General features: G+C 73.1%; 14 protein-coding genes and 1 pseudogene. 9 read left to right on the forward strand and 6 right to left on the reverse strand.

Annotation, left to right across the window (positions count from 1 at the left end):
• Position 1 precedes the first annotated feature (1 nt).
• Positions 2-808 carry an alpha/beta fold hydrolase gene (locus tag ABT048_RS07715; protein ID WP_350520402.1) on the forward strand — a complete coding sequence of 269 codons (807 nt, stop codon included), beginning with the start codon at positions 2-4 and terminating at the stop codon, positions 806-808.
• A 102-nt stretch (positions 809-910) separates the two neighbouring features.
• Here ABT048_RS07715 and ABT048_RS07720 read toward each other — a convergent pair whose 3' ends face one another.
• Entirely contained in the window at positions 911-2,083 is a 1,173-nt protein-coding gene (locus ABT048_RS07720; RefSeq protein ID WP_350520403.1) for an alpha-hydroxy-acid oxidizing protein, read from the reverse strand.
• Positions 2,084-2,359: 276 nt separating this feature from the next.
• On the opposite strand from ABT048_RS07720, the gene ABT048_RS07725 reads away from it, so the two are divergent.
• From ABT048_RS07725 to ABT048_RS07740, 4 genes are all read left to right on the forward strand, one after another.
• Positions 2,360-2,752, forward strand: coding sequence for a hypothetical protein (locus tag ABT048_RS07725; protein ID WP_350520404.1), 393 nt, complete (start codon positions 2,360-2,362; stop codon positions 2,750-2,752).
• A 64-nt stretch (positions 2,753-2,816) separates the two neighbouring features.
• On the forward strand, positions 2,817-3,554 hold the full coding sequence (locus tag ABT048_RS07730; RefSeq protein WP_350520405.1) for a hypothetical protein: 738 nt from the start codon (positions 2,817-2,819) through the stop codon (positions 3,552-3,554).
• Positions 3,555-3,600: 46 nt separating this feature from the next.
• Positions 3,601-3,915: a hypothetical protein gene (locus tag ABT048_RS07735; RefSeq protein ID WP_350520406.1), complete on the forward strand. Its 315-nt coding sequence runs from the start codon at positions 3,601-3,603 to the stop codon at positions 3,913-3,915.
• Between the two features lie 15 nt (positions 3,916-3,930).
• Positions 3,931-4,671 carry a hypothetical protein gene (locus ABT048_RS07740; RefSeq protein WP_350520407.1) on the forward strand — a complete coding sequence of 247 codons (741 nt, stop codon included), beginning with the start codon at positions 3,931-3,933 and terminating at the stop codon, positions 4,669-4,671.
• Positions 4,672-4,991: 320 nt separating this feature from the next.
• Here ABT048_RS07740 and ABT048_RS07745 read toward each other — a convergent pair whose 3' ends face one another.
• On the reverse strand, positions 4,992-5,561 hold the full coding sequence (locus ABT048_RS07745) for a TetR/AcrR family transcriptional regulator (RefSeq protein ID WP_350520408.1): 570 nt from the start codon (positions 5,559-5,561) through the stop codon (positions 4,992-4,994).
• Between the two features lie 83 nt (positions 5,562-5,644).
• On the opposite strand from ABT048_RS07745, the gene ABT048_RS07750 reads away from it, so the two are divergent.
• Positions 5,645-6,565 carry an NADP-dependent oxidoreductase gene (locus ABT048_RS07750; RefSeq protein ID WP_350520409.1) on the forward strand — a complete coding sequence of 307 codons (921 nt, stop codon included), beginning with the start codon at positions 5,645-5,647 and terminating at the stop codon, positions 6,563-6,565.
• Between the two features lie 80 nt (positions 6,566-6,645).
• On the opposite strand, the pseudogene ABT048_RS07755 reads toward ABT048_RS07750, so the two are convergent.
• A pseudogene (locus ABT048_RS07755) lies at positions 6,646-6,801 on the reverse strand (transposase); the annotation flags it as partial.
• 237 nt (positions 6,802-7,038) lie between these two features.
• Here ABT048_RS07755 and ABT048_RS07760 point away from each other — a divergent pair.
• Positions 7,039-8,058 carry a methyltransferase domain-containing protein gene (locus ABT048_RS07760; protein WP_350520410.1) on the forward strand — a complete coding sequence of 340 codons (1,020 nt, stop codon included), beginning with the start codon at positions 7,039-7,041 and terminating at the stop codon, positions 8,056-8,058.
• Positions 8,059-8,113: 55 nt separating this feature from the next.
• Here ABT048_RS07760 and ABT048_RS07765 read toward each other — a convergent pair whose 3' ends face one another.
• Both ABT048_RS07765 and ABT048_RS07770 read right to left on the reverse strand, forming a co-directional pair.
• Positions 8,114-8,548 carry a VOC family protein gene (locus tag ABT048_RS07765; protein WP_350520411.1) on the reverse strand — a complete coding sequence of 145 codons (435 nt, stop codon included), beginning with the start codon at positions 8,546-8,548 and terminating at the stop codon, positions 8,114-8,116.
• A gap of 229 nt (positions 8,549-8,777) precedes the next feature.
• Positions 8,778-9,122: a hypothetical protein gene (locus ABT048_RS07770; protein WP_350520412.1), complete on the reverse strand. Its 345-nt coding sequence runs from the start codon at positions 9,120-9,122 to the stop codon at positions 8,778-8,780.
• A gap of 429 nt (positions 9,123-9,551) precedes the next feature.
• On the opposite strand from ABT048_RS07770, the gene ABT048_RS07775 reads away from it, so the two are divergent.
• Complete coding sequence (locus tag ABT048_RS07775) at positions 9,552-10,379, forward strand: maleylpyruvate isomerase family mycothiol-dependent enzyme (protein WP_350520413.1); 828 nt, start codon at positions 9,552-9,554, stop codon at positions 10,377-10,379.
• Between the two features lie 33 nt (positions 10,380-10,412).
• On the opposite strand, the gene ABT048_RS07780 is transcribed toward ABT048_RS07775, so the two are convergent.
• Positions 10,413-10,949, reverse strand: coding sequence for a MarR family winged helix-turn-helix transcriptional regulator (locus tag ABT048_RS07780; RefSeq protein WP_350520414.1), 537 nt, complete (start codon positions 10,947-10,949; stop codon positions 10,413-10,415).
• Positions 10,950-11,328: 379 nt separating this feature from the next.
• On the opposite strand from ABT048_RS07780, the gene ABT048_RS07785 reads away from it, so the two are divergent.
• The gene (locus ABT048_RS07785; protein WP_350520415.1) at positions 11,329-12,528 is read left to right on the forward strand and encodes a cytochrome P450; all 1,200 of its coding nucleotides are present in this window, start codon (positions 11,329-11,331) and stop codon (positions 12,526-12,528) included.
• Positions 12,529-12,616: the final 88 nt, after the last annotated feature.

Here is a 12,616-nt window from a genome sequence, read left to right on the forward strand (position 1 = left end):
CATGCCGCACTTTGTCGCGAGCGACAACACCGCCCTGCACTACTACGACGGGGGAGCGGGCCGTCCGGTCGTCCTGATCGCCGGATACGGTGCGCCCGCCGACAGCTGGGCCCTGCAGTGGGCGGCCCTGCGCGCGGCCGGCCACCGGGTGGTCTCCTTCGACCGCCGCTGGCACGGCCGGTCCGACCGGCCCGCGCGCGGCCACCGCATCGCCCGCCACGGCAAGGACCTGCACGACCTCCTCGCCCACCTCGACCTCGACGACGTCACCGTCGTCGGCTCGTCGATGGGCGCCAGCGCGATCTGGGCCTACGTCAGCCTCTTCGGCTGCGAGCGCCTGGCCGGGATCGTCACCGTCGACCAGACCCCCAAGATGATCAACAGTGCGGACTGGCCGTACGGCTTCTACGGCCTGACGGCCGACAACCTGGGCACCTTCTTCCTGCACCCGACCGCCGTGAACACCGGCCACGGACGGGCCTGGCCGGACCAGGCTGCAACCGACGCACGGATCCGCCGGGCCGGCGGCCAGGGCATGAGCCGCCTGATCACCCCCGACACCTACCCCCTGCTGTTCGACCACGCCTGCCAGGACTGGCGCGACACCGTCGCCGGGATCACCGTGCCCGCGCTGATCCTGGCCGGTGCCGACAGCCAGTTCTGGCCGGCCGAACACGCCACCGCCACCGCGATGTCGAGCCCGCTCGCCCGTGCCGTCGTCGTCCCCGGTGCCGGACACCCCGCCCACCTCGACCAGCCCGAGACGGTCGCCCGGCACCTGGTCGAGTTCACGGCCGCCACCGCCTGACCGGCCGGCGCGTCACCGCCCGATCCGGCGCGGCCCCGGGCCGCGAACGCCGAAGGCCCGGCCCCCCTGTCGGGGGGCCGGGCCGATGCGGTCGGCGGTGCGTCAGCGCCTGCGGATCGCGCCCTGCGCGCGCAGGTCCGCCGGCGTCGGGTAGCCGTCGACGGCCATGATCAGGTCGGCCTCGGCGAGCAGCGAGCGCAGCACGTGCACGATGCCGTCCACGCCGCCGATCGCCAGGCCGTAGGCGTACGGGCGGCCGACGCCGACCGCGGTGGCGCCGAGGGCCAGCGCCTTGACGACGTCCGCGCCGGTGCGGATGCCGGAGTCGAACAGCACCGGCAGCCCGTCCGCCGCCGCCACCACGTCGGGCAGCAGGTCGATCGCCGCGAGCCCGCCGTTGGCCTGCCGGCCGCCGTGGTTGGAGCAGTAGACCGCGTCCGCGCCGCCGTCCTTCGCCCGGTGGACGTCCTCGGGGTGGCAGATGCCCTTGAGGATGATCGGCAGCTCGGTGATCGACCGCAGCCACGCCAGGTCGTCCCAGGTCAGCGGGTTGCCGAAGATCCGTATCCACTCGACGACGGCCGCCTGGAGGTCGTCCTCGGGCGCCTTGGCGAGCCTGGCCCGGAAGACGGGGTCGGACGTGTAGTTGGCCAGTGCGTGGCCGCGCAGCTGCGGGAAGTTGCTGGTGGCGAGGTCGCGCGGGCGCCAGCCGGTGAGCCAGGTGTCCAGGGTGACGACGATGCCCTTGAAGCCGGCCGCCTCCGCCCGGTGCACCAGGCTTTCCGCCAGTGCCCGGTCGGTGGGCGTGTAGAGCTGGAAGAAGCCGGGGGTGTCGCCGAACTCGGCGGCCACCTCCTCCATCGGGTCCACGGTCAGCGTCGAGGCGACCATCGGCACGCCGCTCCTCGCGGCGGCGCGGGCGGTGGCGAGGTCGCCGTGGCCGTCCTGGGCGCACAGCCCTATCACCCCGACCGGCGCCATGAACAGCGGCGACGGCAGCTTCAGCCCGAACAGGTCGACGCCCAGGTCCCGCTGGGTGGCGCCGACCATCATCCGCGGCACCAGGCCGTACCGCTCGAACGCCGACACGTTCGCCCGCTGGGTGGACTCGTCCCCGGCGCCGCCGGCGACGTAGGAGAGCACCGACGGCGGCAGCGCGGCCTGGGCCCGCGCCTCCAGCTCCGGGAAGGTCATCGGCATCGTCGGCAGCACGCCGGAGAGCCCGTCGAAGTAGATCTCGTTCTGGTAATCCCCGTACTGTCCCTTGGAGTTCACGTTCACCGTGATCGCCGTCCTTCCAGGCACCGCCCGCCGGGACCTTCCCGGGGCGGCGCCTCCCACCGTGCCAAGCGGGCGGGCCGTCGGCCATGTCCCCGCGGCCAGCGGACACCGGCCGGGATTTGTCGCCGCGAACAGACGCGGTGCGTCCGGCCGGAGCGGGGGCGCCCCGAGAAACGCAGGAGCCTTGTGTGACGGAATGTCAATAATGATGCTCCATGCCGTGGCCGGTCGCCCCGAATGTATAGTGACGGCCGGAGACGGGGGTCCCACGTGAGCGACAAGAATCGATCGAAGCACGCCGACCGGACGACGACCGTGCTGCTCGGAGTGATGGCCGAGTGCCCGCTGCTGCTCTGCCCGCTGGTGATCTGGCACGGCAGGTCATGGGCGCCCGCCTGGTGGGTGGACGCGACGCTGTACCTGGTGGCCGCCGTCACCGCAGCGGCCGTGCTCCTCGCGGTGCGCCGACCGGTGCCGGTGCGCGGCCTCCGGCGTGCGTCCGCCGTGGTCGGCGGAGCCGCCGGCCTGGCGGCGGTGGTCGCGGCCACCCTCTTCCTCGGTGACTCCCACGTCTCCTCCAGTGGCTGGCTGCTCGTCGGTGCGGTCGTCGCACTGGCCCTCCTGTGCAACCAGCTGACCCTCGCCGCGACCACGCGCTCCTGACCGTCTCCCACCACGTCAACCGATCGCCCCGGGACCCGGGCCGTCGGTACGAGAGGCCCGTGCGATGAACGACCCGCTGCGCGACCTGCAGCAGATGAGCGCCTTCCTGGGCGACCTCACCCATGCGCTCGCCGAGACCCGCGACATCCTCCCCCAGCGCTCCGAGGGCGCCGACCGCACCGGCTCGGTGACCGTCGTGCTCGGCCCGGAGGACCTCCCGCTGTCGATCACGGTCGAGGCCGGCTGGCAGCAGCGGCTGTCACCGGAGGCGCTCGGCGGCGCGGCGGTCGAGGCCGGGCAGGCCGCCGCCGTCAACCGGCTGTCGGTCTGGCAGCAGGACGCCGGACAGGCGGCCTGGGCGGCCGTACCGGACCGGCTGCCCGACGACGGTGCGGCGGCCGCCGTGGCCGAGCCCGCACTCGACCTGACCCTTGCGGTCGGCGACGTCAGCCAGGTCACCCCCCGGCCGTTGGAGCAACTGGCCGAGGACGTGCTGACGGCCCTCGACCGGGCGGGCGCACCGGGCGTCCCCGTGCAGGGCCGCGGCTGCGACGAGGGCGGGCACGTGACCGTGGTGCTCTCGCGCGGTGGACTGGTGTCCTGCGAACCCGACGGGCGGTGGGCGGCCGAGACCGGCACCGCCGCGCTGAACCACGCGCTGGCCGCCGCCCTCACGAAGGCCCGCACCGACCTCGCCGCCGCCGTCCGGTCCGCCCAGGAGGAGGCCGCCGCGGGCACCGACCGGATGCTGCGCGAGGCCCTCGCCCTGCTCGCGGACCCGAGCAAGCTCCGCAACTCGTAACGCGGACCGGCCGCAGGGCCGGACGACCCAGGAAGGGAGCGACACCATGGCCGACGACGACGGCTTCAAGGTCACGACCGAGACACTCCGCACGGAGGCCGGGCTCTGGGACCAGCAGAGCGACGAGCTGGGCAAGATCGCCTCGTCCGTCGGCTCGATGTCGATGGACCGGTTCCAGGCGGGCGTCTTCCAGCTCGTCGTCGGCGCCTACGCGGAGGTCCTGACGGCCGTGCACGACCGCTCCCTGGAGGGACAGCAGAACCTCAAGGCGGTCGCCGACGGCCTGCGCACGGTGGCGGACAACTACGACCACCACGAGCAGAAGACCTCGGCCAACCTCACGGCCATAACCGGCAACTGAAGCGGAGTTCTCGACGTGGCATTCCAAGCGGCGCAGTACCAGGCAACCGTCGACAAGCTCACCTCGGGCCTGGGCGACCTGTCGGCCAAGCTCGACTCGGTGCCCGGCAAGGCGAACGACGCCGCCGACCGGTGGTGGGTGCCCGACTGGCTGGCCGACAAGGTGATCTGGTTCGGGAAGAAGATCTGCGAGATCGGCGCCTGGATCCTGAACAAGATCAAGGAGTGCCTGGAGGGCGCTGCCGCTCCGGTCTACATGATGGTCCACGGCTTCCAGTGGGAGACCCTGCGCGGCCTGGCGAACGGTGTGACCGGCCAGCTCCAGCCGCAGGTGCTGGGCTCGACCGGGGAGTGGAAGGGCCCGGCGGCGGACGCCTACGGCAAGGAGATCCCGCGTCAGGCGGCGGCCGCCACCTCGGTGGGCGGGATCTGCGACAAGACCTCCACCTCGCTGGAGATCTGCGCGGCGGCCGGCCTGACCTTCTACCTGGCGCTGGCACTGGTCCTGGTCAAGTTCATCGGCGCCACCATCGCCGCGATCGCGTCGCTCGGCTCGGTGGTCTTCTCCTGGGCGGGCTTCCTGATCATCCTTGAGGAGGCCGGGGTCAACACCACGGTGATCGTCGCCGCGGTCAGCGCCCTGATGGTGCTGCTCGGCGCCCAGGCCAAGGAGATGGCCGCGCTGCACGGCAACGCCGTCGACAACAGCCAGTTCCCGGGCGGCCACTGGCCGGTGTCGGTCAAGCCCGCCGCCTGAGGTCGGTCTCTTCGATGGGCTGAGCACTCTGATCGGATGTGTCTGTCCGGTCGGTGATCAGTGATGTGATGCGGGACCGGATCGAGCCGTGGAGATGCCGGCCGATCCGGTCCGGCTTCGACGCCGAGACCCCCGCAGAGCGGAACGCCGTCGAGCGGTGCATCAGCCGCCTTGAAACAGTGGTGCGGCCTGGCCGTGCGCACCGACAAACCGCCAGCGCCTGCCAGGCCGCACGCACTCCACCTCGCAGCCGTCCTCATCCGGCTCCGCAGAGGACCGACGAGACGGGTCCCTGTCCGAGCCGAGGCGAAGCGTCGGGGCTAGAGCACGGCGCCGGCCGCCCGTACGTCGCCTAGCGCTCGCCGTGCCAGCGAGCCGAAGCCCTCGCGGTTGTGGGTGTCGATCCACTGGTCGAAGGCGATCTCCCAGGCGAGCATGCCCAGTTTCGCGGCCACGCGTGCGGTCAGGGTCGGGATCCCGCGGCGGGTGAGGGCCTCGATCATCGAGGCGGCGAGGTCGATCCTCTTCAGGGCTTCGCGCTCCCGCAGTTCTGTGTTGGTGTTCAGCACGGCCTGGCGCCGGCCGCTGAACTCGCGGCGGTCGTCGGTGAAGAACGTCCGGCCGAGCGCGTCGAGGGCGTCCGCCACCGCGTCGAGCGGGTCGGCCGCCGGCGGCGCCGAGGCGATCCCTTCGGCGAGCAGGTCGGTCACCGTGCCCCGGTCGAAGAGCACCTCGCGCTTGTCCGGGAAGTAGCGGAAGAACGTGCTCTTGGTGAGTCCCGCGTGCTCCGCGATCTCGATCACGGTCGTGTTGTCGTAGCCGTGCTCCTCGAAGAGGTCGAGAGCAGCGGCGGCGAGTCGTCCCGGTGCGTCGGGTTGCCAGCGAGCCATGGGAGCAGTGTACGGGACTTGGTCCCATCGCTGGTGTAGTGTCGATGAGACCAAGTCCCATCACTGGCCGAGAGAGGTCCCCGATGAGTAGAGCTGTCCGTTACCGGCGATTCGGCGGTCCCGAAGTGCTCGAACTGCAGGAGATACCCGAGCCGCACACCGCGCCGGACGAGGTGCGCGTCCGGGTCACGGCCGCCGGGCTGAATCCGATGGACTGGCAGATCACCACGCAGCCCGACATGGCAGCGCGGTTCGGCATCACCCTGCCGGCCGGCTTCGGCAGCGACTTTGCCGGAGTGGTGGACGAGGTGGGCGCCGACGCCAGCGGATTCGCGATCGGCGACCGGGTGTACGGGGCTGCGATCGGCCGGTCCGTCGCTGATTTCGTGCTGGTCAAGACGCCTGCCGCAACGCTGTGGCCCACCCCGGAGGGCGTCGGTGACGAGGTGGCGGCCACGCTTCCGGTGTCCGGTCTGACGGCCGCCGCCGCGATCGCCGCGATCGGGCTCCGCGCCGGGGACACCGTCCTGATCGGTGGGGCGGCGGGTGGCGTGGGCGTCTTCGCCGTTCAGCTGGCGAAGCTTGCCGGTGCCCGGGTGCTCGGCACCGCCTCCGAGGGCACGTTCGGATTCCTGCGCGGGCTCGGCGCCGAACCCGTGGCGTACGGCCCCGGCCTGGCCGACCGGGTGCGGGCCCTGGCGCCCGAGGGGATCACCGCCACAGCCGACCTGTTCGGAAGGGACGCGGCCGAGACCGCGCTCGAACTCGGCCTGGCGCCCGAGCGGATCTGCGTCGTGGCCGACGGTTCCGCCCCGCCGCCCGGGGTGCGCAAGGTGGGCGCCCTCGACGCGGATCCGGGCGCCCTGGGACGGATCGCCGACGCGATTCGGTCCGGCGAGATCACGGTGCCGATCGCGGCGACCTTCCCGGTCGGGCGGATCCGCGAAGCCGTGACGACGCAGGCCGAGCGGCACGTCCACGGCAAGATCGTGATCGCCATGTGACAGGCACGAGGCGGAGCGGGGGGCGGTGGACCCGATCGCGGTCACGACGGCCGTGAACGCCGGTGCATCCGCCCGACCGTCACATCGCGCCAGGGCGAGCACGTGCGGTACGTCCACACGATCGCGTCAAGCGTGCGCCGATGGTCCGCCCGGCGCCGCCCGGGGACCGGATCGGCCGGCATCCACGGCCCGATCCGGTCCCACCTCGCACCACTGATCACCGACCGGACCGACACGTTCGATCGACTGCTCCGGCACGGCCGCGGTGCGAGGGCGCATGCAGCTGTCGGCCTTCCCGTCGAGCGGGAGGGTCCGGCGCACCGTGGCGCCCTCCCGGAGCACGCCCGGCCGGCCCGCGCGGAGCGCGTGCGCCCGAGAGCGGGGTGTGCCCGGCGCGGGGGCGGGCAGGCATGGGGGTGCCCCCGCAGCCGACGAAGGAGTCGCCCGTGCCCGCGCCGTCCTACCTTCCCGACATGACCGTGGAGCAGTACCTCGGCCACCTCGCGGACCGGCATCCGGGCTGGCACCGGCTGCTCGACCCGGGGCGGGTCGACGGGGCCGCCACGGCCCACCGGCTCCGCGCGTGGACCAACGAGTTCGACTCGGACAGCGGCGGGCGGGGCGACTCCTACCGGCGTGCCCACCGGGATCCGCTGGTGCGCTGGACCGGAGCCCGGCAACTGCTGCGCCTGGCCGTGCCGGAGGCCCGCAGCGGCCGCGGGGCGCAGGCCCGGAGCGGCGGCGCGGCGCAGGCGCTGGTGCTGGACGCGCTGGGCGGGGACGGGCTGCTGGCGCGCGCCTCGGCCCTGCGCCCGGACCAGGTGCCGGACGGGCTGCGGCTGCTGACCGGCGACATCTCCGGACCGATGGTGGCCGCCGCCCTCGCCCACGGCCTGCCCGCCGTGCGGCAGGCCCCTGACCGGATGCTGCTGGCCGACCGGACCGTCGACGCGGTGCTGCTGGCCTACGGCACCCACCACATCCCGCCCGCCGCCCGCCCCGCCGCGGTCGCCGAGGCCGTACGGGTCCTGCGCCCCGGCGGCCGGGTCGTCCTGCACGACTTCGAGCCGCACAGCCCGATGGCCGACTTCTTCCGCACCGTCGTCGACCCCCGTGCCGCGATCCGCCACGACTACCGGCACTTCAGCCGCATCGACCTGCTGGACCTGTTCGCGCCGCATCCCGTCGCGGTGCGCCTGGTCGACGTCTACGACCCGATCACGGTCCGCGCGGCGACCCCTGACGGGGCGAAGGCCGCCGTGGTGGCCCACTTCGCCGCGACCTTCGGGCTCGCCGACCACCTCGACGACCTCGGCGCCGACGCCGGCTGGGAGCTGCTGGCCGACGCGTTCGACCACACCGCGCACCTCGCGCAGCTCTGCGGCCCGCTCGCGGCGCCCGCGCGGCCCTTCGTGCGCCCGGCCGCCGGCGGCTGGATCGCCGAGGTCCCCAGGGTGGCGCTGGTCGCCGTGGCCGAGCGGCGGGGCGGCTGAGCGTCGGGGCGGCTGAGCCCGTCCCGGTCGGGCCGGGCTCAGCCGGGAGAGTCGGTCAGTCGAGGCAGAACTCGTTGCCCTCGACGTCCTGCATCACGATGCACGACTCGTTGAAGCCGTCGGCCCGCAGGAGCCGCACGCGCACCGCGCCGAGTGCCAGCAGTCGTGCGCACTCGGCCTCCAGGGCGGCGAGGCGCTCCTCGCCGACCAGGCCGGTGCCGACCCGGACGTCGAGGTGCACCCGGTTCTTGACGACCTTGCCCTCGGGAACGCGCTGGAAGAACAGGCGGGGGCCCACGCCCGAGGGGTCCACGCAGGCGAACGCCGAACCCTGACGCTCCGTCGGCAGGGAGAGGTTGAAGGCGTCCCAGTCGGCGAACCCCGGCGGCGGCGGTGGTACGACGTACCCCAGCACCTCGCACCAGAAACGGGCGACGCGCTCGGGTTGGGCACAGTCGAAGGTGACTTGGACGTGCTTGATCGATGCCATCGGTCCACCGTAGTGGCGCGCGCTCCGCTCCGGGGGCCCGGGGTGCGCGTGTCACGGCGGTCGGCGCCGGGTGGGTGGTGGACGGTCGACGGCAGCGTGCCGCGTGCTGTGCGGTGCATGCGGTGTGCTGTGTGGTGCGGCGTGCTGCGTCGACCGTCCACCGGGGTGGCTCGCGCCGGTGTCGGCGCGGGTCGGGGTCAGATCCGCTGGGACGGCCCGAGGGCTCGGGTCACGGGGTGTAGCTGACCCAGCCCCTGGTGACGGTGGTGTTCGGCGGGCAGTAGAGGAGGACGTTCAGGAAGTCGGTGTGCGGGCCGTCGCTCCGGTAGGAGCCGTCCGAACAGCTGACGTTCACCCACCACTTGGTGGTGCCCCAGCCCGAGCACGAGATGCCGTAGTACCACTGGTTGTTGAGGAATCCGATGGTCGGGGTGGAGCAGTTGATGCCCTCGACCCGGGCCGGCGACGCCGACTGCGCCTCGGCTGCCGGGGCCGCGACGACGCAGGCCGCCGCCAATCCGGCCAGCAGACAGCCGGCGATGCCGATCCTCTTGCCCCTGGTGTTCCTGCGCACGATGGTTCCGCCCTCGTTGTCGGTGGTGACAGTGCCGCTGCAACCCGCGGCCGGGACGTGCCTCGATGACGTGCCTCGATGACGTACGTCGGTGACGTGCCTCGATGACGTCGCTCGGTGACGTGCTCCGGCGAATATAGGGAGGGATGGTGAAGTTCCGCATATGACAGCGGAAATGTCGCCACGGCGGCCGCACGCTGCCCGTACGCCCGGGCCCGACCGGAGGGTGCACCAGGCGTGGCGCGCCGGACCGCACGGGCCACCGGAGCCCCACCCACGCGGACGCTCATCGGCCGAAAGCCGTCGCCCGTCCGCTGTCGCCTGCTCCGGCCCCACCGCGCCCGGCGCCCGCCCCGCTGTGCCCGGGAGACGGGTCGGGCGTGTCACAGGTCTGGACAGCGGCGCGGGGGTCGGTCAGTCTTCACCCCCATGACGCTCCCGTTCCCCCAGCAGCAGCAACCCCTCACCGCCGCCGCACGCACCGCGCTGTTCGAGGCGCTCACCGCGGTCGGCGGCGAGGCCGTCGGCCTGCTCGCCGGCTGCCGTGGTGACACCCCGATACCGGGTGCCGAGTGGACGGTCGCCGAGGCCGCCGCGCACCTGGCGATGGCCAACGAGCTGATGGCCGCACTGGCGGCCGGTGAGGAGCGGCCGTACGGGGACGGGACGGCGGGCTCGCTGGCCGCGGCGAACGAGGCCTCGCTGGCCGAGCGGCCGGAGCGGGACCCGGACGTGCTCGCCGGGGAGATCGCCCGGTGGGCACGGGAGTTCACGGTGGCCGCGGGGCCGCGGGCCGGTACCGAACCGGTGCTGACCCCGCTGGGGCCGATGGACCTGGACACCCTCGGGGCCTACCTGCTGACCCACATGCTCGGCCACCTCTACGACATCGCCGTGGCCTTGGGGCGGCCGCACCCGATCGACCGGCACCGCGTCGGGCTGACGATGCCGTTCCTGCGCGCGGCCATGCCGTGGGTGACGGACGCGCGCGCCGCGGCCGGCCACAGCGCCTGCTACCGGCTGCGGGTGCGGGGCCTGGACGCCTTCGCGGTGACCTTCACGGACGGTGTCGCCGTGGTGAGCCCGCAGCCGCCGCGCCGCCCGGACTGCACGATCCTCACCGAGCCGGTGGCGTTCCTCCTCATCGCGCTGGGCCGCTACACCGCCACCGACGCCCTCCTCCGGGGCAAGGTGTTCGCCTGGGGCCGCAAGCCCTGGCTGGCCGCGGGCTTCCCGGGGCTGTTCGCGGCCCCCTGAGGAGGCCCTGCGCCCGGCGGCGGCGCAGCCGGGTCAGGCGCTGGTCTCCGCCTGGCGCGGGCAGGGGAGCTGCCCGTCCTCGGAGCACATGGTGGTCCGGACGCGCTGCACGTAGCGGTGGACCAGGTGGCGCAGCACGTGGACGGTGGCGGCGACGTCCGGGTCCGGGACGCCGTCGAGGGCGTCGGTCAGCCCGGTGATGTTGGCCTGTTTCAGTCGGTCGAGTACGGCCCGTCCCTCGGCGGTGAGTTCGACCTGCCGGGCCCGCCGGTCCGTCGCGTCCCGGGTGCGTTCCACCAGCTGCTGGCCCTGCAGGCGGTCGATCTGCCGGGTGACGTGGGAGGGCTTGACCATCAGCCGGTCGGCGAGGTCGCCGATCCGGCTGGCGCCGTCGGCCTCGGAGAGCGCGCGCAGCAGGTAGATGTCCGAGCGGGCGGCGGTGATCCCGGCCCGGGCCGTCTGGCGTTCATGCTGCTGTGTACGCGTCAGCAGGTAGGCCAGGGTGGCCAGTACGGCCTCCAGGTCCGAGGCGGTGGTCCGTTCGTCTTCGGGGTCTTCGGCGTCCGGCATGGGGGAACTGTAGCGATCCGGTGCGGGCCGTGAGGGTGGCCCGGGGGTCCGACCGGATTTCGGACAGATTCGTTCGCTGGGGGGACGGGGCCTTTCGTTGCAACGGAGTGCGAGTTAGCGTGACGGTGAGTTAGTTGCTTAGGGCACGTAAATGGCCCCGGTTGCACCCCGGCCGCACCACCCCCACGGCGCCACCCGCAGCACAGAGCACGCCGCACACAGCACCGCACACAGCACCGCACAGCGCACAGCACCGCACAGCACCGCACAGCACCGCACAGCACCGCACACCGCACACGGCACACCCCCACGCGGCGCCACCAGTTGCGCCACGCAGGCCCGAGCTGGCGACACCCAGCTCCGAGAAGGGAGCCCCCTCATGGCCACGGCCGCCCAGACCCCCGGCATCACCCACCCCGCCGCCCGCGGCACCTGCCCCTTCGACCCGCCCCCCGCCTACCAGCAGGCCCGCCAGGACGAGCCGGTCACCCGCGTCTCCCTGTGGGACGGCGCGCCCAGCTGGCTGGTCACCCGCCACGAGGACGTCAAGGCCGTCCTCTCCGACGCCCGCTTCAGCTCCGACTCCACCCGCCCCGGCTTCCCGTTCATCAGCGCCGGCGCCCGGCAGCTGAACGCCGGTCAGCCCACCTTCATCAGGCTGGACGACCCCGAGCACGCGCGCCTGCGCCGGATGCTCACCGGCGAGTTCATGATCAAGAAGGTCGAGGCGATGCGCCCCGAGGTCCAGCGCATCGCCGACGACCTGCTCGACCGGATGACCGCCGGACGCACCGGCGCCGACCTCGTCCACGAGTTCGCCCTGCCACTGCCCTCCCTGGTGATCTGCCTGCTGCTCGGAGTCCCTTACCGGGACCACGACTTCTTCCAGGAGTGCAGCCGCGTCCTGCTGCGCCGCGACTCCTCGCCCGAGGAGGTCGACGCCGCCCGGGACCGGCTGGCCGACTACCTGGTCGAGCTCACCGAGACCAAGCGCGCCGAGCCCGACGACGGCATCCTCAGCCGGCTGGTCGCCCGCGGCGAGCTCAGCACCGAGGAGATCGGCGCCATGGGCCGGCTGCTGCTGGTGGCCGGACACGAGACCACCGCGAACATGACCGCGCTGTCCGTCCTGGCCCTGCTGCGCAACCCCGACCAGCTCGACCACCTGCGCCGCCACCCGGAGTCCGTCCCCGGCGCGGTCGAGGAACTGCTGCGCTACCTGACCATCGTGCACTCCGGCCTGACCCGGGTCGCCACCGAGGACGTCGAGGTCGGCGGCGTGCGGATCCGGGCGGGCGAGGGCGTCATCTGCATGATCAACACCGCCAACCGGGACACCCTGGAGTTCCCCGGCGGCGACGAGCTCGACCTGACCCGCGACGCCCGCCGCCACCTCGCGTTCGGCTTCGGCGTCCACCAGTGCCTCGGCCAGCCGCTCGCCCGCCTGGAGCTCCACATCGCCCTCGACACGATCCTGCGCCGACTGCCCCGACTGCGCCTGGCCGTCCCGTTCGAGGAGGTCCGCTTCCGCGGCGAGATGCTCATCTACGGCGTCCACGAGCTGCCGATCGCCTGGTGAACCCCGGCCCGTGCGGCCCGCGCGGCCCGCGAACCGAGCGCTCCACCGATCGCCGACACCGTTCACCGACACCACAGTTCACCACCAC

It is taken from the genome of Kitasatospora sp. NPDC096140, from assembly GCF_040303045.1.
Classification (GTDB): Bacteria; Actinomycetota; Actinomycetes; order Streptomycetales; family Streptomycetaceae; genus Kitasatospora.

Excerpts from the sequence above, each read along its gene's own strand:
- ABT048_RS07715 (WP_350520402.1), top strand. The coding sequence starts at position 2 with ATGCCGCACTTTGTCGCGAGCGACAACACCGCCCTGCACTACTACGAC.
- ABT048_RS07730 (WP_350520405.1), top strand. The coding sequence starts at position 2,817 with ATGAACGACCCGCTGCGCGACCTGCAGCAGATGAGCGCCTTCCTGGGC.
- ABT048_RS07735 (WP_350520406.1), top strand. The coding sequence starts at position 3,601 with ATGGCCGACGACGACGGCTTCAAGGTCACGACCGAGACACTCCGCACG.
- ABT048_RS07745 (WP_350520408.1), bottom strand. The coding sequence starts at position 5,561 with ATGGCTCGCTGGCAACCCGACGCACCGGGACGACTCGCCGCCGCTGCT.
- ABT048_RS07750 (WP_350520409.1), top strand. The coding sequence starts at position 5,645 with ATGAGTAGAGCTGTCCGTTACCGGCGATTCGGCGGTCCCGAAGTGCTC.
- ABT048_RS07760 (WP_350520410.1), top strand. The coding sequence starts at position 7,039 with ATGACCGTGGAGCAGTACCTCGGCCACCTCGCGGACCGGCATCCGGGC.
- ABT048_RS07765 (WP_350520411.1), bottom strand. The coding sequence starts at position 8,548 with ATGGCATCGATCAAGCACGTCCAAGTCACCTTCGACTGTGCCCAACCC.
- ABT048_RS07775 (WP_350520413.1), top strand. The coding sequence starts at position 9,552 with ATGACGCTCCCGTTCCCCCAGCAGCAGCAACCCCTCACCGCCGCCGCA.
- ABT048_RS07780 (WP_350520414.1), bottom strand. The coding sequence starts at position 10,949 with ATGCCGGACGCCGAAGACCCCGAAGACGAACGGACCACCGCCTCGGAC.
- ABT048_RS07785 (WP_350520415.1), top strand. The coding sequence starts at position 11,329 with ATGGCCACGGCCGCCCAGACCCCCGGCATCACCCACCCCGCCGCCCGC.